Source organism: Stenotrophomonas sp. YJH_SMC_80, from assembly GCF_059372495.1.
On record NZ_JCAFVP010000006.1, the window covers coordinates 187,826 to 208,797 of the forward strand.

The window sequence follows — 20,972 nt, forward strand, 5'->3', positions numbered from 1 at the left end:
GATCAGGTCTGCTTGCGGCGGATCGGAATCGCCGACACCGGCACCGAGGCGACGTCATGCCCGCCTTCGCGGATCGGCGCGCCCGGGTCCGGTGCCCAGGCGTGGGCATAGATCACTTCCCAGCTGCTGGGCAGCTTGCCGTCGGCGCGCCGCATCGGCTCGTACGCCGCCGCCGCCGCCGCGAAACGGCCACGCCCGGTCAGTGTGTGGCGGCGGTCCACCCGCGCGTTGGTCGCACCCATCGCGCGCAGCTCGCGCATCAGCGAGGGCAGGTCGTCGTAGGTCAGGGTGAACAGATCGCGGTCCAGCACCGGGTCGCGGAAGCCGGCCATCATCAGCGCGTCGCCGAACTGGGCGATCTGCGCGAAGCGGCTCACGTGCGGACGATCATCGGCGGCGGCGAACGCTTCGTTGAGTTCCACCAGGGTTTCCGGGCCGAAGGTCGAGCACAGCAGCAGGCCCCCGGGCTTGAGCACGCGACGGAATCCGGCGAACACCGCCGGCAGGTCGTCCACCCACTGCAGGCACAGGTTGCTGAAGATCACATCCACGCTGTTGTCGGCCAGCGGCAGCGCGGCGGCATCGCCGCACAGGCGCTGGAACGGCTTCCACCACCCGGCCTGGCGCTTGGCCTGGTCCAGCATCGGCAGCGCCACATCCAGCGCGATCACCTGCGCCTTCGGCCAGCGCTTCTTCATCAACGCGCTGGCATGGCCGGTACCCGCGCCGATGTCCAGCACCACCTCGGGCTTGCGTGCCTCCAGGTAGTCCAGCGATTCGATCAGCCGCGACTGCACCTCGCGCTGCAGGGCGGCGGCGGCGTCGTAGCTGCTGGCGGCACGCGCGAACGCGCGGCGGACGTGGCGGGCATCGAAGTGGGACGGCATTGCGAAAGTCTCTTAGAACGTACCGGGGTAGGCGCCGCCGTCGATCAGCAGGTTCTGCCCGGTGAGGTAACCGGCCTGCGCACTGCACAGGAAGGCGCAGGCGGCGCCGAACTCGTCCGGCGTGCCGAAGCGGCCGGCGGGAATCTGCTGGCGGCGGCGCTCGGCCACTTCGCCAGCATCGCCGTCCTTGCCCGCGCTGTGGGCGAAGTTGGCGCGCAGGCGGTCGGTGTCGAACTGGCCGGGCAGCAGGTTGTTGATGGTGACGTTGTGGGCCACGGTGCGGCGCGACAGGCCGGCGACGAAACCGGTCAGGCCGCTGCGCGCGCCGTTGGACAGCGCCAGGATGTCGATCGGGGCCTTCACCGCCGACGAGGTGATGTTGACAATGCGGCCGAAACCGCGCTCGATCATCGCGTCGACGGTGGCGCGGATCAGCGCGATCGGCGCCAGCATGTTGGCGTCCAGCGCGGCAATCCAGTCGTCGCGTTCGAAATTGCGGAAATCACCGGGCGGCGGACCACCGGCATTGGTGACCAGGATGTCCATCTGCGGGCATGCGGCCAGTGCCGCAGCACGGCCGGCCTCGGTGGTGACATCGGCGGCAACCGCGCGCACATCGGCAGCGCCGGGCACGGCACGCAGTTCTTCAGCGGCGGCCTGCAGCGCAGCGTCACCACGGGCCACGATCACCACGTTGACGCCCTCGCGCACCAGCGCACGCGCGCAACCCAGGCCCAATCCCTTGCTGGCGCCGCAGACCAGTGCCCAGCGGCCGTTGATGCCCAGATCCATGCGTCAGTCCTGCGGAATTCGGAAGGCGCTCATTGTCCGCCATCAGCCGGCGACAGGGCGGCAACGAAGTGTTGCAGGGCGGCGGCTACTTCGTCGGCATGGCCAAGGAACGGCGCGTGGCCGCCGTGGGCGATGGTCAGCGCCTGCGCACCCGGGGCCAGTGCTGCGGCGGCCTGCATCGCCACCGGAGACACCAGCCGGTCACGCTGGCCGGCGATCCACAGGCTGGGCTTGCCCAGCGTTGGCAGTGCGCCGCGCAGGTCAGTGCTTTCGAGCAGGCGCAGGCCTTCCAGCAGGGCGCGTTCGGTGGGCGCACCGCGCTCGACCAGGCGCTGGCGCAGGGTGCGCAGCTCCTCGCGGGCGTGTGCCGAGCCCATTACGTCCAGCGCGAGGAAGCGTTCCAGCGTGCCGCCGAAGTCGGTCGCCAGCTCGCGGCCGAACTGCTCGAACACCGCCGGCTCCACCGCGTGCGGCCAGTCATCGCCTCGCACGAAGCGCGGCGTGGCGGCGATCATCGCCAGCCCGCGCACCTTTGGCAGCGTGGCCGCCGCGTGCAATGCGAACAGGCCGCCCAGTGACCAGCCGCACCACACCGCCGGCGGCGTAGCCGCGGCAATGGCACCGACCACGAACGGCAGGCGCAGCGGCGTGGTGTCCTCGCGGCTGTGCCCATGGCCGGGCAGGTCGACAAGGTGCAGGGTGAACTGGTCCGCAAGCCGCTGCACCAGCGGCGCGAACACGCCGCCCTGCAGGGCCCAACCGTGGATCAGCACCAGGTCCGGCCCACGGCCGGTGACGTCAATATGAATGGGCAACGACACGGAACTCAGGCAAAGACAGGCAGCGGCGGTGGCGCGGCTTCACGCACGGCCAGGGCCACGCGTTCGCGCGCGCTGGCGATGGCCTCGACCAGCCCCCGCACCTGTTCCGGCGTGTGCAGCGCAGACAGTGTCACCCGCAGGCGCGCCTTGCCTTCCGGCACGGTCGGCGGGCGGATCGCACCGACCAGCCAGCCGGCCTGTTCCAGCGCCGTGGACATGGCCACGGCGGTGTGGTCATCGCCGCACAGCAGCGGTTGGATCGGCGTGTCCGAAGCCATCAGGTCCAGCCCATGGCGGCGTGCTTCGCTGCGGAACAGCGCGATCAGGTCTGCCAGTTTGGAACGGCGCCAGTTGTCCCTGCGCGCCAGGCGCACCGCTTCAAGCGCAGCGGCGGCCATCGCTGGTGGCACGGCGGTGGTGTAGATGTACGGGCGTGCGGTCTCGGCCAGATGCTCGATCAGGTCGTCGCGGCCCAGCACCAGTGCACCGGAACCGCCCAGTGCCTTGCCCAGCGTGACCAGCTGCAGCGGCACATCGTCCACGCCCAGTCCGGCGGCGGCCACGGCACCACGGCCATCACCGACCACGCCTACACCGTGCGCATCATCCACATAGAACAGCGCCTGCTGCAGGCGTGCCACAAGCGACAATGCACGCAGCGGCGCGATGTCGCCATCCATGCTGAAAACACCATCGGTGGCCAGCATTGCCGCGCCATCGGGCGCATGCTTGAGCTGACGCATTGCGCCTTCCGCATCCAGATGCGGATAACGGCGCAGGCGTGCACCGGCCAACCGGGTGGCATCGAGCAGGCTGGCGTGGTTGAGCTTGTCCTGTACGCAGACATCGTTCTCTTCGCTCAGCAGCGCCTGCTGCACCGCCAGGTTGGCGGCGAAGCCACTGCCGAACAGCAGCGCACGCGGATAGCCAAGCCATTCGGCCACCTCGCGTTCCAGCGCCTCATGCAGGGCATGATGGCCGCAGACCAGGTGCGAGGCACCGGCGCCAGCGCCTTCGCGTGCGGCGGCGTCCTGCAGCGCGTTGACCACGCTGAACTGCTGGGCCAGGCCGAGGTAGTCGTTGCTGCAGAAGCCGGTCAGCCACTGGCCGTCCACTTCCAGGCGCACGCCATCGCGACGGGTGACCGTGCGTCGCGGGCGGCGACGGCCTTGGGCATCGCGCAGGGCGCGCTGGGCGTGGAGGCGGGCGGTCAGGTCGGGGCGGGCCATGGTGGCTGAATGCGTCGACGGGGCGGCTAGGGTAGCGCGTTGCCGCGGCGCCTGCTTGCGGCCCGTCTCAGGCCGCGTGAGCGCAGCCACAGCCGGGCGTATCGGCACTGATATCGGCGTGCACGGTGCCGCCGTGGTCGTGGCCCTCGGCATCCACCTGCACCGCCATCGGCTGCAGGCCCAGCCGGGCGAACAAAGCCAGGTCGCGTTCGCTCTCCGGGTTGCCGGTGGTCAGCAGCTTGTCGCCATAGAAGATCGAATTGGCACCGGCCAGGAAACACAGCGCCTGAAGCTCGTCGCTCATCGCCTCGCGCCCGGCCGACAGCCGCACCATCGAGCGTGGCATGGCGATGCGTGCCACCGCGATCATGCGCACGAACTCGAACGGGTCCAGCTCGGCGCTGCCATGCAGCGGCGTGCCCGCCACCTGCACCAGCTTGTTGATCGGCACCGAATCGGGATGTGCCGGCAGCGTGGCCAGCGCCAGCAGCAGGCCGACGCGCTGCGCGCGCGTCTCGCCCATGCCGACGATGCCGCCGCAGCAGGTCTTCAGGCCGGCATCGCGCACGTGCTCCAGCGTATTCAGGCGGTCCTGGTACTGGCGCGTGTGGATGATCGAATCGTAGTAGTCTGGCGCGGTGTCGAGGTTGTGGTTGTAGTAGTCCAGGCCCGCATCCTTCAGCGCACGCGCCTGCTCGCCGCTGAGCATGCCCAGCGTGGCGCAGGTCTCCAGCCCCAGTGCCTTCACCCCGGCGATCATCGCCGCCACCTTCGGAATGTCGCGGTCCTTCGGCGATCGCCACGCGGCGCCCATGCAGAAGCGCGATGCACCGGCGGCCTTGGCCTGGCGCGCCTTGGCCAGCACCGCGTCGGTCTCCATCAGCTTCTGCGCGTTCACCCCGGTGCTGTAGCGCTGCGCCTGCGGGCAGTACGCGCAGTCTTCCGGGCAGCCTCCGGTCTTCACCGACAACAGCGTGGACACCTGCACCTGCGCCGGATCGAAGTGCTCGCGGTGCACCGCGGCGGCGCGGAACAGCAGCTCGGGAAACGGCAGATCGAACAGCGCCTGCAGTTCGTCGTGTTGCCAGTCGTGGCGGATGGCAGCAGCCATGGCGGGACCTTGGGTACGAGTGGAGCGAGGGCGGCAGTGTGAGTGGGCACGGGGAGGCTGTCAACCAGTTGGATTTTAATTTGGTTTACGGGTCGTCGGCGCAATAGAGCATCGAGCGAAGCGCCGCATTTCACCGCATGCTGCAAGGCGTCCAGCCACAGTGCCTGCTGCACAACGTAAGTGCTGGCGCGCAGACTCTTTCCCATGCTTGATCTTTACCGCCTTCGTGGCCGCATCACCGCGCTGGTCCTCAGCGAGGCCTGGCGCCGCCGCGCCGCGCTGTGGGGCGGCGCGGTGGCCGTGGCACTGGTGGCGATCCTGTTTGCCAAGGCCAGCGATGCGGCCTTCCATCTGTTCCAGCGCATCACCTCGCACTCGCCGTGGTGGGCGCTGCTGCTCACGCCGGGCATCTTCGCGCTGCTGGCCTGGCTCACTTCCGGCGTGCTGAAGCCCACGCGGGGCAGCGGCATTCCGCAGGTCATCGCTGCGCTGGACAAGGCCGATGAGCCGTTCCGGAAAACCAACCTTTCCCCAGCGGTTTCGGCCGGCAAGCTGCTGCTGACCTCGCTGTCGCTGCTGGGGGGCGCATCGGTCGGGCGCGAGGGGCCCACCGTGCACGTAGGCGCAAGCCTGATGTATCTGTTCGGCCGCTGGTTCGGCTTCAAGGATCCCCGCGAGCTCTCGCACTTTCTGTTGGCCGGGGGCGCTGCTGGTATTGCGGCGGCGTTCAACACGCCGCTGGCCGGCATCGTCTTCGCCATCGAGGAGCTCAGCGGCCGTTTTGAACATCGCTTCTCCGGCACCCTGTTGACCGCGGTGATCGTCGGCGGCGTGGTATCGCTCGGCCTGTTGGGCAACTACACCTATTTCGGCCATGTGAGCGCGCGTCTGCCGCTCGGCCAGGGCTGGCTGGCGATCCTGCTGTGCGGCGTGGTGGCGGGCCTGCTGGGCGGGCTGTTCGCACGTGCGGTACTGTCCAGCGCGGCGGGCCGTCCGCGTTGGCTGGGGCAGCTGCGGCAGCGGCATCCGGTCTTGCTGGCCGCGGGCTGCGGCCTGGTGGTGGTCGTGCTGGCCCTGGTGTTCGGCGAAGGCGCGTTCGGCACCGGTTACGAACAAGCGCGCAGCCTGGTGCAGGGCCAGGCGCTGGTCGGCCACGAGTTCGGGTTGATGAAGCTGCTGGCCAATCTGGCCTCGTACGTGGCGGGCATTCCCGGTGGCCTGTTCTCACCTGCGTTGGCGGTCGGCGCGGGACTCGGCCACAACCTGTCAGTGCTGATGCCGGGCGTTGACCCGCGCGCGTTCGTGTTGCTGGGCATGTGCGCCTACCTGACCGGTGTGACCCAGGCGCCACTGACCTCGGCGGTGATCTCGCTGGAGCTGACCGACAGCGGTGATCTGCTGCTGCCGATCCTGGCCACGGTGCTGATCGCGCGTGGCGTGTCCGGGCTGGTGTGCCGCGTGCCGATCTACCGCGGGTTGGCGGAGTTGTTGATGGTGCCGCAAGCAGAGTCAGCGGATAGGCATCGCTGATTGCCTTGATCGACAGGATAAATCAGGCCGCAATCTTCACTTTTGCAGTGAAGCTGATTCCCCGTTGCACCGTCTACCCGATGCCAGGTGCGCCGCTGAAGATGCACCCACGCCGGGGCTACACCCGGACCTGCATCGAGAGCGACCATGATCAACTGCCGTATCCGCCGTCTGGCGGCTGCCGTCCTGGCCCTGGCCAGTTCCCCCATGCTGGCGATCGCCGGTACCCCATTGCTGCCCAGCGAGCGCAGCATCGGCACCCTCGAACCGGTGGCGCGTTTCGAGGGCGCCATGCCCACCAGTGTGGCGGTCTCCGAAACCGGGAGGATCTTCGTCAACTTCCCGCGCTGGGGCGGTGAGGTGCCCTACAGCGTGGCCGAGTGGCGCGACGGCCGCGCCGTGCCCTATCCGGATGCGCGCATCAACCGCAAGGACGGTCCCGATCCGGCGGCCCACTTCATCAGCGTGCAGAGTGTGGTGGCCGATGGCCAGGGTCGGTTGTGGGTGCTGGACACCGCCGCGCCCGGGTTCTCTGCACCACAGGCCGGCGGCGCCAAGCTGGTGGCGATCGATCTGGCCACCAATACCGTGGCCAGAACGCTGGTGTTCCCGGCCAACGTCATCGACGCGCGCACCTACGTCAACGATGTGCGCTTCGATTTCCGTGTCGGTCGCGAGGGCGTCGCCTACGTGACCGACTCGTCGCTGAGCGGCATCGGCGGCATCATCGTGATTGACCTCGCTACCGGCGCCGCGTCCAAGCGCCTGATCGGTCATGTGTCAACATCGGCGGATCCGGCATTCGTACCGATCGTGGAAGGACAGCAGATGCGGCTGCGTAACGCCGATGGTTCGTCGGCGCCGTTCACCGTGGCCGCCGATGGCATCGCCCTGTCGCCCGATGGTGGCACCCTGTTCTACACACCCTTGTCCAGCCGTCATCTGTACAGCGTGCCGACCGCGCTGCTGCGCGACCCGAAGCTGAGTGAAGCGGAACTGGCGGCGGCGGTGGTCGACCTGGGCGACAAGGGCGCCTCCGATGGCATGGAGATGGATGCCAACGGGCGGTTGTATGCCAGCGACTACGAGCACAACGCCATCCATGCCCGCGACGCGCAGGGGCGCTGGACGACCGTGGTGCACGATCCACGCATCCTGTGGCCCGATACCTTGTCGATGGGGCCCGATGGCTATCTGTACTTCACCGCCAACCAGCTGCACCGGCAGGCCGGATTCAATGGTGGCGTGGATCGCCGGCAGACGCCGTACATGGTGTATCGCACCCGGGTGGATGCGAAGCCTGCGCCAACGCGGTGAAGTGATCGGGGCAGGAGGCGGGCGATGAAAATGCCTACGGGTCGTTGAGGGCGCCCCCGATAGCAACCCGCTGAGGGCGGCGACATGCTGAAGTGCATGTCTGCCTTCTTCGACCCGGTCCGCCACGTGCAGGCCGCACTTCGCGTGCTGCTACCGCTGCGCTGCCTGGTCTGCGGTGACCCGGGCCACGATGGACTCGATCTCTGTGATGCCTGCCTGGCCGGACTGCCCTGGGCCGGCCGGGCCTGCCTGCGCTGCGCGTTGCCGTTGCCCGAGACCGCGTTGATCGTCTGCGGCACCTGCCGCGAGGAGGTACCGCCGCAGGCCGCCACGCATGCCAGCCTGCTGTACCTGCCGCCTGTGGATCAGCTGCTTGTGCGCTACAAGTTCCATCAGGATCTCGCAGCCGGACGCCTGCTCGCGCAGCTGATGCAGCGCGCACCGCCGCCCTGGTGGTGTCCACCGCTGGTGCCGGTGCCGCTGCACAATCGCCGGTTGCGCCAGCGCGGCTACAACCAGGCGGGCGAGCTGTGCCGGTTGCTGCCGATGCCGGTCTGGCAGGGGCTGTACCGGCGCCGCCACACCGCACCGCAGTCCGAACGCACGGCCGAACAACGCCGGGAAAATCTGTTCGACGCGTTTGCGGTTCGTGGTCCGGTGCCCACGCGGCTGACCGTGGTCGATGACGTGATGACCACCGGCAGCACGGTGATGGAGGTTGCCGAGACGCTGCGCTTGGTCGGCGCTGCGGAGGTGCGTGTGTGGGTCTGCGCGCGGGCGCCGTGATCGCCCTCTTCATCCACAGGGGCTAGGATGAGGCCGGTTCCGGATCGAAGGAGTGGCCATGAATTCCCCCTTGTCTCCCTTATTGTCGGCAGTTGGGCGCAGCTGGTGGATCCTGCTGCTGTACGGGCTCGTCGCACTGGGTTTCGGCATCGTTGCCATCGGCTGGCCGTTGTCCGCAGCGATGGCGCTGGCGTGGACACTGGGCGTGATGGCCATCGTTGAAGGTGTCATCAGCCTGTTCGCACTGATCAGCGGCGGCAGTGGTGCCTCGCGTGGGTGGCTGGCGCTGTACGCCCTCGCCTCGCTGGGCTTCGGTATCCTGGCGGTGATCAATCCGCTGGCCACCGCCAGCGTGCTGGTGCTGTTCTTGGCGGCGTGGCTGCTGGTGGCCGGCATCTATCGCATCGTATTCGCGATCCGCGTGCGCAAGCAGATCCAGGGCGAATGGTTGCTGATCCTCAGCGGCGTGCTGGCCGTGGTGCTGGGCCTGTTGTTTGCGGCCAACCCGTATGCCGGCGTGGCGGTCACCACGCTGTGGATCGGTATCGGCAGCCTGCTGTACGGCCTGCTGCAGGTGCTGGTGGCATTCAAGCTGCGGAAGCTGAAGTGAGGGCTGCGCTTCCGCTGTTGCTGGGCGTGGCCTTGACCCTGGCCGGCTGCATGCCGGGCGCCACGCCCGGTGGCTTGGCAGGGAAGGATCACGTGCCGCGCCCTGGCGTGGATGTGCGCCTGAGCGCGGTCGATGCGGATGGCAAGGGCACGCAAGCGCAGTGGCAGGGCGAGACCCTGGCGCTGCGCGAGCCGCCGATTGCCGACAGTGCAGATATCGCCGATGTGCGCTATGTGCTGGACGCGGGCCAGGAGCCCGGCCTGCAGATCCGGTATCGGCCAGAAGCACGCCAACGCATCCACGATGGCACGGCGGCGCTGGTGGGGCAACGAGCGGCGATCAGCGTGGATGGTCGCGTGCTGATGGTGGCGACGGTGAAAGGCCCGTTCGGTGAATCGATGATGCTGAGCGGGCTGCCGAGCGTTGCCGAGGCGCAGGCGTTGGCCAGGCATATCACCGGGAAGTGATGGCAGCGGTAGAGTCGACTGTTAGTCGACTCACGCGCGCAGCGCGGCGTTCCTGGTGTTGGAGCGAAGAGCAGTCGACTAACAGTCGACTCTACCCGGTCTGCGTACCGTACCCATCGGCGTGCCACAGCCTCAGCGACCTGAGGCGCAGGCGTTGGCCAGGCATATCACCGGGAAGTGATGGCAGCGGTAGAGTCGACTGTTAGTCGACTCACGCGCGTAGCGCGGCGTTCCTGGTGTTGGAGCGAAGAGCAGTCGACCAACAGTCGACTCTACCCGGTCTGCGCGCCGCACCCATCGGCGTGCCATACCGTCATCGGCGGGCCATACCCCGTTGGCATGTCATGGGGTATGGCCGACGCCAGGTGCAGGCGCTGTCAGCCCCGCTTTCCCGCGAACCGTGCCTCGATCTCCTCCAGTGACTTGCCCTTGGTCTCCGGCAGCCAGAACGCGGCTACCAGGAAGAACACGAAGGTGCAGGCCGCCCAGAACACGAACATGCTGGCGTAGCCGTAGTGGCCCACCGTGGGCAGGAAGATGGCGGCGATGGTGGTCGACACGAACTGGTTGATCAGCAGTGCGATGCTCATGCCGTTGGAGCGGATGCGGTTCGGCATCAGCTCCGACAGTGCCAGCCACACGCACACGCCGGGGCCGACCGCGAAGAACGCGACGAACACCAGGATGCAGGCGGCCACGGCCCAGCCGTGTGCCGGTGGCGGCACCGGGCCGATGCGCGCCTGTTCGATGCGCAGCGGCGCCTGCGCGGCACTGGCCGGGTCGGCGAACGGGTTCAGATGCAGCTTGCGGAAGAACGCACCAATCACACTGTCGGGCTGCACGGTGCCGGCGCGCTCGATGCGCAGCTCGCGATCGGTCAGGTTGTCGCTGCGCAGGGCGCGCACGTTGGTGAAATCACCGTAGGCATAGGAGACGGTCAGCTGCATCGGCCGCCCTTCGCGGTCGATCCCCGCGCCCAGGCGCTGCCACTGCGCATCATCCAGCACCAGCTGCAGGCCGTCGCCGCTGACCGCCGCCTGCAGCTGCGGCTGCACATCGGCACGGCCGCGCTCGGCCTGGAAGAACAGCGTGGCCGCGGCCAGCAGCGCCACGCAGATGCCACCACTGCCGAGCATCAGCAGGAACTTGCGGCCCTTGCGGTCGACCAGCAGCAACGCGACCACGGTCATCACCGCATTGAGCAGCTTGATCGCCACGTCGGCGCCGTTGGCCACTGAACCGGACAGGCCGGCCTGGTTGAGGATGTTCACCGCGTAGGCCAGCACCGAGTTGATGCCGGTGGCCTGGGTGCAGGCCAGCACCACGCAGGCGAGCAGGAACGGCACCACGTAGCGGCGGCTGAGCAGCGGATCGCGCTTGCCGTCGCTGCTGCTCGACTCCGGCGCCTGGATCTGGGCCAGGGTGGGCTCGACATCTGCGGCGGGCAGGACGCGCTGGAGGCTGCGGCGGGCTTCATCGATGCGACCGCGGCGCACCAGCCAGCGTGGTGATTCGGACAGCCAGAAGATGCCGGCGCAGAACAGCAGGCCCGGCGCCAGGCAGGTCCAGAAGATGGTGCGCCAGGCGTGGTCCTTCACCGTGAACAGTTCCTGTGCCTGCTGCGCGACCGGCAGCGAACGCACGGCTTCGGCGGCGGCATCCACGGCGTGAGCGTGGTACAGGCCGATCAGGGCGGCCAGCACCAAGCCAACGGTCAGCAGCAGCTGGAACATCGCCGCGCCGCGCCCACGTCGCTCGGGGCTGAGCACTTCGGCCAGGTACAGTGGAATCACTACGCCGATCAAACCGCCACTGATGCCCTGCAGCAGGCGCCCCAGCAGCAGCGGCGTGTAGCCGGAGGCCAGTGCCATGATCGGAATCGAGGCGGTGAACAGCAGGCCGGCCAGCAGCATCGCGCCGCGGCGGCCGATCAGGTCGGCAACCATGCCGGCGAACAGCGAGGACAGCACGCTGCCCAGCAGTACCGCTGCCACCACGAAGCCGAGCTGCTGGCTGCTGAGCTGCCAGGCGTGGCTGGCCGTTGCTTCAAGATAGGGCAGGGCGCCGGCGATGATGCCGATGTCGATGCCGTACAGCAGGCCACCCAGGCCGCCGATGAAGAGCAGGTAGCGTACGGGCCAGCGCGGAGCGGTGCGTGCAGTCATCGGCATATCCCAGAAGGTGTTTCGGTGCGGATTGCTTTCTGTAGAGTCGAGCCATGCTTGACTGACCGCGCATGGCGCGGCAGAGCAGTCGAGCATGGCTCGACTCTACAAAGGCGCGGTGCGTCAGGCTGGTGTTGCGTTCAAATCGACCACGCGCCCACCCACCACCACCTGCTGCAGGCGCAGTTCGGCGTCCAGCACCACCAGGTCGGCGCGGGCGTCGGGCGCGATGCAGCCGCGATCGCCCAGGCCCAGGTAGTCGGCCGGGAAGGTGGAAACACGCTGCGAGGCATCGGCCAGCTCCAGGCCCACACGCACCAGGTTGCGCAGCGCCTGGTCCATGGTCAGCGCGCTGCCGGCCAGCGAACCCGTGGCCAGGCGCACGCAGCCGCCGCACTTGTGCACGCGCTGCTCGCCCAGTGCGTACTCGCCATCGGGCATGCCGGTGGCGGCGGTGGCGTCGGTCACCGCGTACAGGCGTGGGATCGCGCGCGCGGCCAGGCGGATCACGCCGGGATGGATGTGCTGCAGGTCGGGAATGATCTCGGCGTACTGCGCATGCGCGAGTGCCGCCGCCGCGATGCCCGGGCGATAGTGATCGACGCCGGTCATGCCGTTGAACAGATGGGTGAAGCCAGAGGCACCGGCCTGCAGCGCAGCAACACCTTCTTCGTAGGTACCGGCGCTGTGGCCGAGCTGCACGCGGATGCCCATTGCCGAAAGCGCGGGAATCAGCGCGGTGTGCTCGCCGATCTCCGGCGCCAGCGTCATCACACGGATCGGCGCCAGCGCGTGCAGCCGCTGTACCAGCGCCAGCGTCGCCTCGATGGTGCGGTTGGGCTGCGCGCCCAGCCGCTGCGGGCTGATGAACGGCCCTTCCAGATGTACGCCGACGATGCTGGCGGCGTCTGCATCGGGTGCGGCCATGGTGGCGGCCACGCCGTGCAGCGCGTGCTCGATCTCATCCAGGCCGGCGGTCATGGTGGTCGCCAGCAGCGTGGTGGTACCGAAGCGCAGATGGGTGCGGGCGATGGTGCGCGCCACGTCGCCGCCCTGCATCAGGTCCACCCCTGCAGCGCCGTGCACATGCAGGTCGATGAAGCCGGGCAGGATCACCGGCAGCTGCAGATCGTCAGCGCCGCTGTGGTCGTCCACCTGCAGCTGGCGCACGTGGGAATCGAAGTGGACGTGGCCACGCCGCCAACCCAGCGGGGTGAGGATGCGGCCATGCAGGGAACGGGTGTCGCTCATGCGGTGGGCTCGGCGATGATCACCTCGATGCCCAGCCGCTGCAGTCCCTCGCGGGTTGCGTCGTCGATGCCGGCATCGGTGATGATGGTGTGGATCTGATCCAGCAGGGCGATGCGGTGCAGGCTGACGCGCCCGAACTTGGAGGCGTCGGTCAGCACCACGATACGGCGTGCACGCTCGACCATGCGATGGTTGAGGCGGGCTTCGGCTTCGTCATGGGTGGTCAACCCGAACTGCAGGTCCAGGCCATCCACGCCCAGGAACAGCGTGTCGAAGCTGTAGGAGTTGAGGCTGGCTTCGGCCTGGCTGCCCTGCAGCGACAGCGACTGCTGGCGCAGCAGGCCGCCGGTCAGCAGCACGTTGATGCCGGCCGCGTTGGCCAGTTCCCAGGCGATGTTCAGCCCGTTGGTCATCACCGTCACGTCGCGCTGCGTGCGCAGGTGGCGGGCCAGGGTCATCGTGGTCGAGCCGGAGTCGATGATGATGTTGTCACCAGGCCGTACCAGGCGCGCGGCACACGCGCCGATCGATTCCTTCAGCGGCAGGTTCAGTGCGTCCTTTTCGTGGATGTCCTGTTCCTGCGGCGGCGTGCGCACCAGCGTGGCGCCACCGTGGGTACGGTTGGCCAGGCCCTGCGATTCGAAATGGGTCAGGTCGGCACGGATGGTCACCGCCGACACGCCGAAGCGCTCGACCAGATCGGCCACCTGCACCGAGCCGTGCTCGATCAGCAGCTGCAGGATCTGTTGCCGGCGGGAGCGGGTGTTGCGCATGGCCATTCTCGGTTTCGCGGGGAAAGGTAGAGATTAGCCGTTCGCAGCAACTGCGGCAGCCGAACGTGCGTTCTGCGTGCGGGTTCCGGCCTGGTTGGCGCTGCAGGCACGGGCGTACTCACCCAGGCACAGGCCGATACGGTGCTGCACCAGTGCGGTGGGGGTGTTGGCCAGGGTGCCTTCGCGCACGGCGCGGTACTGTTCCGGCAGGTACTGGCTGAGCAGCACCAGCGGCGGCGCGTGCTGTTCCAGGTTGGCGAACAGGGTCTCCACCGCCTGTACCAGCGCCGGCTCGCCCCAGTAGTAGCGGCAGCGGTCGCTGAAGGAGTAACTGCGCAGCAGGCGCAGCGCTGCCTCATCGCCCTGGTAGTAGGACTGCCAGTACTTCGGCTGCGCCACCATCACCTCGTCCAGCACCTGCGGCAGGCGCGAGCATTGTGCGGCCGGCAGCAGTTCTGCCTCGATCGCGGCCAGCGCGAACAGCGCTTCGCGGTAGGCGAAGGTCGCCGCCGGGCCGACCTTGAGGATGGCGAAGTGGTCGCGCACCAGCGCGTGCAGGCCGCTTTCGCGCTGGTAGTCGGTGGAGTGCGCCTCGAACACGATGCGTGGCTGCTGTTCCAGGAAGTCGGCCAGCGTGCTGGCGGCGGCCGGGTCGTATTCGTGCACGCTGCTGTGGTCGAAGTCGACGCCCGGCTGCACCACCATCGCGATCACGCGCTGCCACGCATCACGCAGCTGCGGCGTGTCGAACGCCTGCTGGTGGATGGCCAGGGTCTGCGCGGCGGCGGCCGGCGTGGTCACCTGCAGTCCCTCGGCAAGCGAGGCTTCTCCACCGGGAATCGGCACCTCGGTACCGATCACGTAGACCGGCGGCGGCAGGCCGTGTTCGGCGGCGGTGCGTTCGGCGATCTCGGCCAGCTCGGCCGAGCGTGCGGCAACGATGGCATCGGGCAGCGGCACCGGGTCATCGGCGCAGGACATGCTGCAGTCGAGATGGATCTTGTGGAAACCGGCGGCGACGTAGGCTTCGATCAGCACGCGCGCGTGGGTCATCGCTTCGGCGGCCGGGCGCTTCTGCCAGGCATTCGGGCCAAGGTGGTCACCGCCGAGGATCAGCCGTTCGCGCGGGAAGCCTTCCTCATCGGCCAGGGCGCCGACGTAATCGCGGTACTGCGGCGGGGTCATGCCGGTATAGCCGCCGAACTGATCGACCTGGTTGGAGGTGGCCTCGACCAGCAGCACGGTGCCGTGTGCCAGCGCCACGTGCATGGCCGCGCGCAGCACCTGCTCGTTGCTGCAGCAGACGCTGTACAGGCCGACGTTGGCACCGGCGCGGTGGGAGGCAAGCAGGGTCTGCAACGGGGACATGGTCAGGCTCCGGACATCAGGAAAACGAGGATTGGCAGGCGAGCAGGGCGGCACCACGTGCGCCACCGGCATCGCCGAAGCGCGGCGGCACGATCGGCGGTACCTGCACGCCGTTGAACAGATGGGCAGCGATGGCCGACGGCAGCTGCTGGTACAGCGGCGCGTACTGCGAGAGGCCACCGCCGAGCACGATCACGTGCGGGTCCAGCGCCAGCACCAGCGCGGCCAGGCTGTGGCCAAGCAGATCGCGGTGGATGTCCAGCGCCTTGCGCGCACGTGCATCGCCGGCTTCGGCCAGGGCGATCACGGCGCTGGCGTCGGCGGCGCTGCCACCGAGGTGGCGCTCGATCATCGCCACACCGCTGCCGGACACATAGCGCTCCACGCAGCCCTGCAGGCCGCAGCCGCAGTCCAGCAGCGGCAGGCCATGGCGCTGCAGCAGATGGCCGGGCACGCTCCAGTGGCCCCATTCGCCGGCCAGGCCGTTGAAGCCGGACAGCAGCCGGCCGTGCAGGCAGAAGCCGCCGCCGGCACCAGTGCCGAGGATGGCGCCGAACATGCTGGGGTAGCCGTCAGCCGCGCCGCCGTGCGCTTCAGACAGGGCAAAGCACTGCAGATCGTTGCCGAAGTGGAGCGGGCGCTGCAGGCGTGCCTGCAGATCCTGCGCCACGCATTGGCCGGTCAGTGCAGGCACGTTCGCGCTGAGCTGGCGACCGCTGCGGCGGTCACGCACGCCGGGCAGGGCGATGCCGATGGCCGCATCGCTGCGGCCGAGGGCGGCGTCCGCCTCGGCCACCAGCGCCACCACCGCCTGCAGGAAGCCGTCGTAGTCACCCTGTGGGGTGGCCACGCGGCGGCGCCAGGTGACCTGCATCGCCGCATCGCACGCCACCAGCTCGATCTTGGTGCCGCCGATGTCGATGCCGTAGCAGGCGTGGGCGATCAGCTCAGCCATGGTGGATGGTGACGCCCTTGACGACGCGGTTGACGGTGCCGTCCGGGAACGGGTTGTCCGGGGTCAGGCCAAGCGCGGCCGAGCGCTGCAGCGCGAACAGCTGCGCGAAGCCCAGCCACACCGGCGCCAGCCACGGGTCGTCCAGTGCCGGCACGGTGAGGGTGTATTCGTCATCGGCGCCGATGTCCGAATGCGGGCCGATCGCCAGCACCTGGCCGGCCACGCCGTCGCGGCGCAGTTCTTCCAGCAGGTCCTGTTCGTAGCGGCGCGCCAGCGGCTGCACGCTGCGCAGCACCACCACCAGGGTGTTGCCATCCAGCGTCGACTTCGGCCCATGACGGAAGCCCAGCGGGGTGTTGGCCAGCGCCAGCACGCGGCCAGCGGTCAGTTCCAGCACCTTCAGCGCGCACTCGCGTGCCAGCGCTTCCAGCGGGCCGCTGCCGAGGTAGATGATGCGGTTGAACGGGCGCTGCGCCAGCGCCGCCACCGGTGCGTCCCATTGCGCCTGGCCTTCGCGGGCCAGCGCGGCGATCTGCTTCAGGCGCGCCACGCGCGCATCCCACGGCGAACGATCGAACACGGTCAGCGCGGCCAGCAGCATGCAGGTCAGGCTGCTGGTCATGGCGAAGGCGCGGTCGCAGCTGGCCGACGGCATCAGCAGGGTACAGGTATCGGCACGGCCAGCCCCACGGCGGGCCAGTTCGCCATCGGCGTTGCAGGTGATGTCGAGGAAGCGCGCGTCATCCACGTCGCTGCGCACGCGGTCAACCGCCGCCACGCTTTCCGGGCTGGAACCGCTGCGGCCGAACGAGACCAGCAGGGTCGGGCGGTCGCGCTGCAGGTACAGCGCCGGGTGGGTCAGCAGGCTGGTGGTGTGCACCACGCGCACATCGGCTGGCCACTGCGCGTTGATCGCGTCGGCCACCATTTCGGCGATGAAGCCGGAGCTGCCGGCGCCGGTGAACAGCACGCGCTGGTTGGGATCGTTGAGGCTGTCGCCGAGGAAGGCCTGCAGGCGGTCGCGGGCACGCGACAGGTCCTGTGCGAGGGCTTCCCACAACGCAGGCTGCTGGGCGATTTCGGTAGCGGTATCGGCTCCGCCAAGGCGCTGCCAGGCGGACACATCGGAAAGCAGGGTGACGTCCATTCGGAGGTTCCAGTTGGGCCAGCGCACCATCTGCGTTTTCTTTCGAAATGTCAAATAGCGAAAGTAAAAAGAAAGAAAATGTGACGCCGACTTCGCTCCGCCCAGAGCACGTCGGAAAACGCAAGAATCCGCCGGATGCCGTATCGCACAATGCTTAACAGGCGTCTGCAAGCGATTACACAAAGTATTGCGGCGCAGCAACTTTCGTTTCAATGGAATATATCTTCCTTTTTCCTTTCAATTTGTTGACATCTTTCGAATCGCTGCCCTAGAGTCGGCCCAATCGCTTTCGAAACGCCCGGTGAACGGGTTGGGAGTCCGCGTGGAAAACTGCGTTCGTCGCTCGCCGCTGATGCTGGCCCTGTTGCCGGCATTGATGCTGGCGTCCATGCCGGCCCAGGCCGAGCCGGTCGGCAACCTGCGTTCGGTTGCCGCCAGCGCCAGCGGCGACGGCGTGCAGGGCTGGGACCTGCAGACCGACAAGGGCGCGCGCATCCGCATCGAACTGCCGGCCACCGACATCATCCGCGTGCAGGCCGGCCGCAACGGCACGCTGACCGGTGCCGGTGACAAGGCCGCACCGATCGTGCTGCCGCAGCCCAAGGCGAACGTGAAGGCGCAGCTGGAAGAAGACGCACAGGAAATCCGCGTGCGCACCGATGCACTGGTCCTGCATGTACAGCGGCAGCCGCTGCGCATGCGCCTGGAACGCCTGGACAACGGCCAGCCCACCGCGCTGTGGCAGGAACTGCAGCCGCTGGACCTGGATGCCACGCAGAGCGTGCAGGTGCTGTCCTCGCAGGCTGATGAAGGCTATTTCGGTGGCGGCCAGCAGAACGGCCGTTACCAGTTCAAGGGCCGCGAGCTGGACGTGTCCTACTCCGGTGGCTGGGAAGAGGGCGACCGCCCCAGCCCTGCACCGATGCTGCTGAGCAGCCGTGGCTGGGGCATGCTGCGCAACACCTGGAGCGATGGCAGCTACGATCTGCGCGAGGCCGACCAGGCCACGCTGCTGCACCGCGAAGACCGCTTCGATGCCTATTACTTCGTCGGCGCCGACCTGCCGAAACTGATCGAGCGCTACACCCAGCTGACCGGCCGCCCGAACATGGTCGCGCGCTGGGCGCTGTCCTACGGCGATGCCGATTGCTACAACGACGGTGACAATGCCAAGAAGCCCGGCACCGTGCCCGAAGGCTGGAGTGACGGCCCGACCGGCACCACGCCGGATGTGATCGACTCGGTGGCCAAGCAGTACCGCGCCCACGACATGCCCGGTGGCTGGATCCTGCCCAACGATGGCTACGGCTGCGGTTACAAGAAGCTGCCGGAAACCGTGCAGGGCTTGGCCAAGTACGGCTTCCGCACCGGCCTGTGGACCGAGAACGGCGTCGACAAGATCGCCTGGGAAGTGGGCAAGGCCGGCAGCCGCGTGCAGAAGCTGGACGTGGCCTGGACCGGCAAGGGCTACCAGTTCGCGATGGACGCCAACCGTCAGGCGTTCAACGGCATCCTCGACAATTCCGATTCGCGCCCGTTCCTGTGGACGGTGATGGGCTGGGCCGGCATCCAGCGCTATGCCGTGGCCTGGACCGGCGACCAGAGCAGCAGCTGGGATTACATCCGCTGGCACGTGCCGACCTTGGTCGGTTCGGGCCTGTCCGGCATGGCCTACGCCAGTGGCGATGTGGATGCGATCTTCGGCGGCAGCGCCGAAACCTTCACCCGCGACCTGCAGTGGAAAGCCTTCACCCCAGTGCTGATGGGCATGAGCGGCTGGTCGTCGAACGCGCGCAAGCACCCGTGGTGGTACGACGAGCCCTATCGCAGCATCAACCGCGATTACCTGAAGTTGAAGATGCGCCTGACCCCGTACATGTACGGGCTGGTGCACGAGGCTGCGCAGACCGGTGCACCGCCGGTGCGCGGCCTGATGTGGGACAACCCGCGCGACCCGCATGCGCAGGATGAAACCTACAAGTACCAGTTCCTGCTCGGCCGCGACCTGCTGGTGGCGCCGGTGTACCGCAGCCAGGCCGCCAGCCGTGGCTGGCGCCGCGACATCCACCTGCCGGCCGGCGGCTGGATCGACTACTGGGATGGCCGCCGCGTGCAGGCCGGCGCCGACGGCCGCCAGCTCGACCGCCAGGTGGACCTGGCCACGTTGCCGGTGTTCGTGCGTGCCGGTGCGATCCTGCCGATGTACCCGTCGATGCTGTTCGACGGCGAGAAGCCGCTGGATGAAGTGACGTTCGACCTGTACCCGCAGGGCGAGTCGCAGTACACGCTGTACGAAGACGATGGCAACACGCGCCGCTACCAGCAGGGTGAGTCGAGCACGCAGGTAATCCGCGTGCAGGCGCCGGCGCAGGGCAGTGGTCCGGTGCAGGTGCAGATCGATCCGGTGCAGGGCCAGTACAACGGCCAGCTGGCGCAGCGCCGTTATGGCCTGCGCGTGCTCAGCCGCCAGGCGCCGCGTGCGGTGCAGGCCGGTGGCCGCGCGTTGCCGGCGCTGGCCGATGCGGCGGCGTTCAACGGTGCGGCTGAAGGCTGGTACTTCGATGCCAAGGAGCGCCGTGGCACGCTGCACGTGCGTACCGCTAACCAGGACATCCGCCAGCCGCTGCAGCTGCAGCTGGACTTCGCGGTGGTCGCTGCGGCCGCCGACGATGCCTATCCGGCTGCGCCGGTGCTGGGCCGCGAACTGCCGGCCGACAGCCTGCTGGTGGTCAACCGCCCGGCCGAAGAGCCTGGCCATGCGCTGGAAAATGCCTTCGATGACGATCCGGCCACCTGGTTCCGCAGTGTGCGCAACCAGGCCGTGCGCACCGGTGCGCATGAGTGGGTGATCGGCTTCGGTGAGCGCAGGATGATCGACGGCATCGACATCGCGCCGCGCAACGACAAGAACTGGAAGCACGGCCAGGTGCGCGACTACGAGGTGTACCTGGGCGACAGCAATGGCGAGTGGGGCGAGCCGATCGCACGTGGCCGCCTGCAGTTGAAGGAGGGCGTGCAGCGCATCGCGTTCCCGGCCCATGCCGGGCGCCTGCTGCGCTTCCGCGTGCTGAGCGTGCAGAACCCCGAAGGCGACGGCGCCAGCAGCACCGACCCGATGGTCACCGCCGCACAGGGCAGCGCCCGCGCATTCGATGCACTGCAGCCACGCGACGTCGGCCCGATCGCCTTGTCCACCTTCCACATCCTCGAACACCAGGAACCGGAGCGAGCGGCCCGGCAGCGCTATCTCTCCGAGCTGCCGGTGCCGGCCGCGCTGGCCAGCCAGGTGCGTACCGACCAGTCCTTCCGTGGCGACGCCGGCATGCGCATGAACGGCCTGCAGTTCCGCCGTGGCCTGGGCGTCGGCGCCAACAGCCGCATCGACCTGCGCCTGCAGGGCGGCTGGCACCTGCTGCGTGCCGACCTCGGCATCGACGACGCCTGCCGCACCGCCGGTGGCCTGCAGTTCCAGGTCTGGGGTGACGACCACCTGTTGTATGACAGCGGCCTGGTGAAGGCACCCGGCGTGGTCAAGCCGGAGCTGGACATCCGAGGCCTTTCCACCCTGAGCCTGCGCACGCTGGGTGCGCAGGGCAGTCAACCCGCCCAAGTCTGCGCCAACTGGGCCAATGCCGTACTGATCGGCCAGGAGGGCGACTCCGCCAGCATCGTCGCCCCATGACCCCCTCGTAACACCGCTCCTCCCCCCGCCCATTCCGACTACGGCCCTCGTGGCCGTGGCCCGGGAGCGTTTTGCCCGCCG

At 68.4% G+C, this 20,972-nt stretch carries 17 protein-coding genes; 6 read left to right on the plus strand and 11 right to left on the minus strand.

Annotated features, from left to right (window positions below; genetic code table 11):
• Window positions 1–2: 2 nt before the first annotated feature.
• The 5 genes from bioC to bioB form a co-directional block, all read right to left on the minus strand.
• Entirely contained in the window at window positions 3–887 is an 885-nt protein-coding gene (gene bioC / locus AC5P99_RS12700) for a malonyl-ACP O-methyltransferase BioC (RefSeq protein ID WP_005414800.1), read from the minus strand.
• A gap of 12 nt (window positions 888–899) precedes the next feature.
• Entirely contained in the window at window positions 900–1,679 is a 780-nt protein-coding gene (locus AC5P99_RS12705; RefSeq protein WP_049451256.1) for an SDR family oxidoreductase, read from the minus strand.
• Window positions 1,680–1,708: 29 nt separating this feature from the next.
• A complete protein-coding gene (bioH, locus tag AC5P99_RS12710; RefSeq protein WP_033833757.1) occupies window positions 1,709–2,488 on the minus strand; it encodes a pimeloyl-ACP methyl ester esterase BioH in 780 nt (259 codons plus the stop codon).
• Between the two features lie 17 nt (window positions 2,489–2,505).
• Window positions 2,506–3,729 (minus strand): 8-amino-7-oxononanoate synthase, encoded by a 1,224-nt coding sequence (gene bioF, locus AC5P99_RS12715; RefSeq protein WP_024958354.1) that lies wholly within the window; start codon window positions 3,727–3,729, stop codon window positions 2,506–2,508.
• Between the two features lie 67 nt (window positions 3,730–3,796).
• Window positions 3,797–4,840 (minus strand): biotin synthase BioB, encoded by a 1,044-nt coding sequence (gene bioB, locus AC5P99_RS12720; RefSeq protein WP_049451253.1) that lies wholly within the window; start codon window positions 4,838–4,840, stop codon window positions 3,797–3,799.
• Between the two features lie 204 nt (window positions 4,841–5,044).
• On the opposite strand from bioB, the gene AC5P99_RS12725 reads away from it, so the two are divergent.
• The 5 genes from AC5P99_RS12725 (at window position 5,045) to AC5P99_RS12745 (ending at window position 9,550) form a co-directional block, all read left to right on the plus strand.
• Window positions 5,045–6,370 carry a chloride channel protein gene (locus AC5P99_RS12725; RefSeq protein WP_049451252.1) on the plus strand — a complete coding sequence of 442 codons (1,326 nt, stop codon included), beginning with the start codon at window positions 5,045–5,047 and terminating at the stop codon, window positions 6,368–6,370.
• 147 nt (window positions 6,371–6,517) lie between these two features.
• Complete coding sequence (locus tag AC5P99_RS12730) at window positions 6,518–7,687, plus strand: L-dopachrome tautomerase-related protein (protein WP_285309366.1); 1,170 nt, start codon at window positions 6,518–6,520, stop codon at window positions 7,685–7,687.
• Window positions 7,688–7,783: 96 nt separating this feature from the next.
• Window positions 7,784–8,473, plus strand: a complete 690-nt coding sequence (locus AC5P99_RS12735) for a ComF family protein (RefSeq protein WP_088435865.1) — start codon at window positions 7,784–7,786, stop codon at window positions 8,471–8,473.
• Window positions 8,474–8,531: 58 nt separating this feature from the next.
• Window positions 8,532–9,083: an HdeD family acid-resistance protein gene (locus AC5P99_RS12740; RefSeq protein WP_049451250.1), complete on the plus strand. Its 552-nt coding sequence runs from the start codon at window positions 8,532–8,534 to the stop codon at window positions 9,081–9,083.
• Window positions 9,080–9,550 (plus strand): SecDF P1 head subdomain-containing protein, encoded by a 471-nt coding sequence (locus tag AC5P99_RS12745; RefSeq protein ID WP_049451249.1) that lies wholly within the window; start codon window positions 9,080–9,082, stop codon window positions 9,548–9,550. Before AC5P99_RS12740 ends, AC5P99_RS12745 begins: the two co-directional genes overlap by 4 nt.
• Window positions 9,551–9,927: 377 nt before the next feature.
• On the opposite strand, the gene AC5P99_RS12750 is transcribed toward AC5P99_RS12745, so the two are convergent.
• The 6 genes from AC5P99_RS12750 to AC5P99_RS12775 form a co-directional block, all read right to left on the minus strand.
• Window positions 9,928–11,715 (minus strand): MFS transporter, encoded by a 1,788-nt coding sequence (locus tag AC5P99_RS12750; protein ID WP_005414785.1) that lies wholly within the window; start codon window positions 11,713–11,715, stop codon window positions 9,928–9,930.
• Window positions 11,716–11,838: 123 nt separating this feature from the next.
• Window positions 11,839–12,966: an N-acetylglucosamine-6-phosphate deacetylase gene (nagA, locus tag AC5P99_RS12755; RefSeq protein WP_049451188.1), complete on the minus strand. Its 1,128-nt coding sequence runs from the start codon at window positions 12,964–12,966 to the stop codon at window positions 11,839–11,841.
• Window positions 12,963–13,739, minus strand: coding sequence for a DeoR family transcriptional regulator (locus tag AC5P99_RS12760; protein ID WP_005414783.1), 777 nt, complete (start codon window positions 13,737–13,739; stop codon window positions 12,963–12,965). The genes nagA and AC5P99_RS12760 overlap by 4 nt, the downstream gene beginning before the upstream one ends.
• A 33-nt stretch (window positions 13,740–13,772) precedes the next feature.
• Window positions 13,773–15,107 (minus strand): D-tagatose-bisphosphate aldolase, class II, non-catalytic subunit, encoded by a 1,335-nt coding sequence (locus AC5P99_RS12765; RefSeq protein WP_088435856.1) that lies wholly within the window; start codon window positions 15,105–15,107, stop codon window positions 13,773–13,775.
• 16 nt (window positions 15,108–15,123) lie between these two features.
• Window positions 15,124–16,062: an ROK family protein gene (locus AC5P99_RS12770; protein WP_169449013.1), complete on the minus strand. Its 939-nt coding sequence runs from the start codon at window positions 16,060–16,062 to the stop codon at window positions 15,124–15,126.
• Window positions 16,055–17,209, minus strand: a complete 1,155-nt coding sequence (locus tag AC5P99_RS12775; protein WP_005411499.1) for an SIS domain-containing protein — start codon at window positions 17,207–17,209, stop codon at window positions 16,055–16,057. The genes AC5P99_RS12770 and AC5P99_RS12775 overlap by 8 nt, the downstream gene beginning before the upstream one ends.
• A 322-nt stretch (window positions 17,210–17,531) precedes the next feature.
• Here AC5P99_RS12775 and AC5P99_RS12780 point away from each other — a divergent pair, with 322 nt between their 5' ends.
• On the plus strand, window positions 17,532–20,891 hold the full coding sequence (locus AC5P99_RS12780; RefSeq protein WP_329756955.1) for a TIM-barrel domain-containing protein: 3,360 nt from the start codon (window positions 17,532–17,534) through the stop codon (window positions 20,889–20,891).
• The last annotated feature ends 81 nt before the right edge of the window (window positions 20,892–20,972 follow it).

Bases quoted from the DNA above. Each gene is read 5' to 3' on its own strand.
- AC5P99_RS12775 (WP_005411499.1), bottom strand. From the start codon at position 17,209: ATGGACGTCACCCTGCTTTCCGATGTGTCCGCCTGGCAGCGCCTTGGC.
- AC5P99_RS12725 (WP_049451252.1), top strand. From the start codon at position 5,045: ATGCTTGATCTTTACCGCCTTCGTGGCCGCATCACCGCGCTGGTCCTC.
- AC5P99_RS12740 (WP_049451250.1), top strand. From the start codon at position 8,532: ATGAATTCCCCCTTGTCTCCCTTATTGTCGGCAGTTGGGCGCAGCTGG.
- AC5P99_RS12750 (WP_005414785.1), bottom strand. From the start codon at position 11,715: ATGACTGCACGCACCGCTCCGCGCTGGCCCGTACGCTACCTGCTCTTC.
- AC5P99_RS12765 (WP_088435856.1), bottom strand. From the start codon at position 15,107: ATGTCCCCGTTGCAGACCCTGCTTGCCTCCCACCGCGCCGGTGCCAAC.
- AC5P99_RS12735 (WP_088435865.1), top strand. From the start codon at position 7,784: ATGTCTGCCTTCTTCGACCCGGTCCGCCACGTGCAGGCCGCACTTCGC.
- bioB (WP_049451253.1), bottom strand. From the start codon at position 4,840: ATGGCTGCTGCCATCCGCCACGACTGGCAACACGACGAACTGCAGGCG.
- bioF (WP_024958354.1), bottom strand. From the start codon at position 3,729: ATGGCCCGCCCCGACCTGACCGCCCGCCTCCACGCCCAGCGCGCCCTG.
- AC5P99_RS12730 (WP_285309366.1), top strand. From the start codon at position 6,518: ATGATCAACTGCCGTATCCGCCGTCTGGCGGCTGCCGTCCTGGCCCTG.
- nagA (WP_049451188.1), bottom strand. From the start codon at position 12,966: ATGAGCGACACCCGTTCCCTGCATGGCCGCATCCTCACCCCGCTGGGT.
- AC5P99_RS12705 (WP_049451256.1), bottom strand. From the start codon at position 1,679: ATGGATCTGGGCATCAACGGCCGCTGGGCACTGGTCTGCGGCGCCAGC.
- bioC (WP_005414800.1), bottom strand. From the start codon at position 887: ATGCCGTCCCACTTCGATGCCCGCCACGTCCGCCGCGCGTTCGCGCGT.
- AC5P99_RS12770 (WP_169449013.1), bottom strand. From the start codon at position 16,062: ATGGCTGAGCTGATCGCCCACGCCTGCTACGGCATCGACATCGGCGGC.
- AC5P99_RS12760 (WP_005414783.1), bottom strand. From the start codon at position 13,739: ATGCGCAACACCCGCTCCCGCCGGCAACAGATCCTGCAGCTGCTGATC.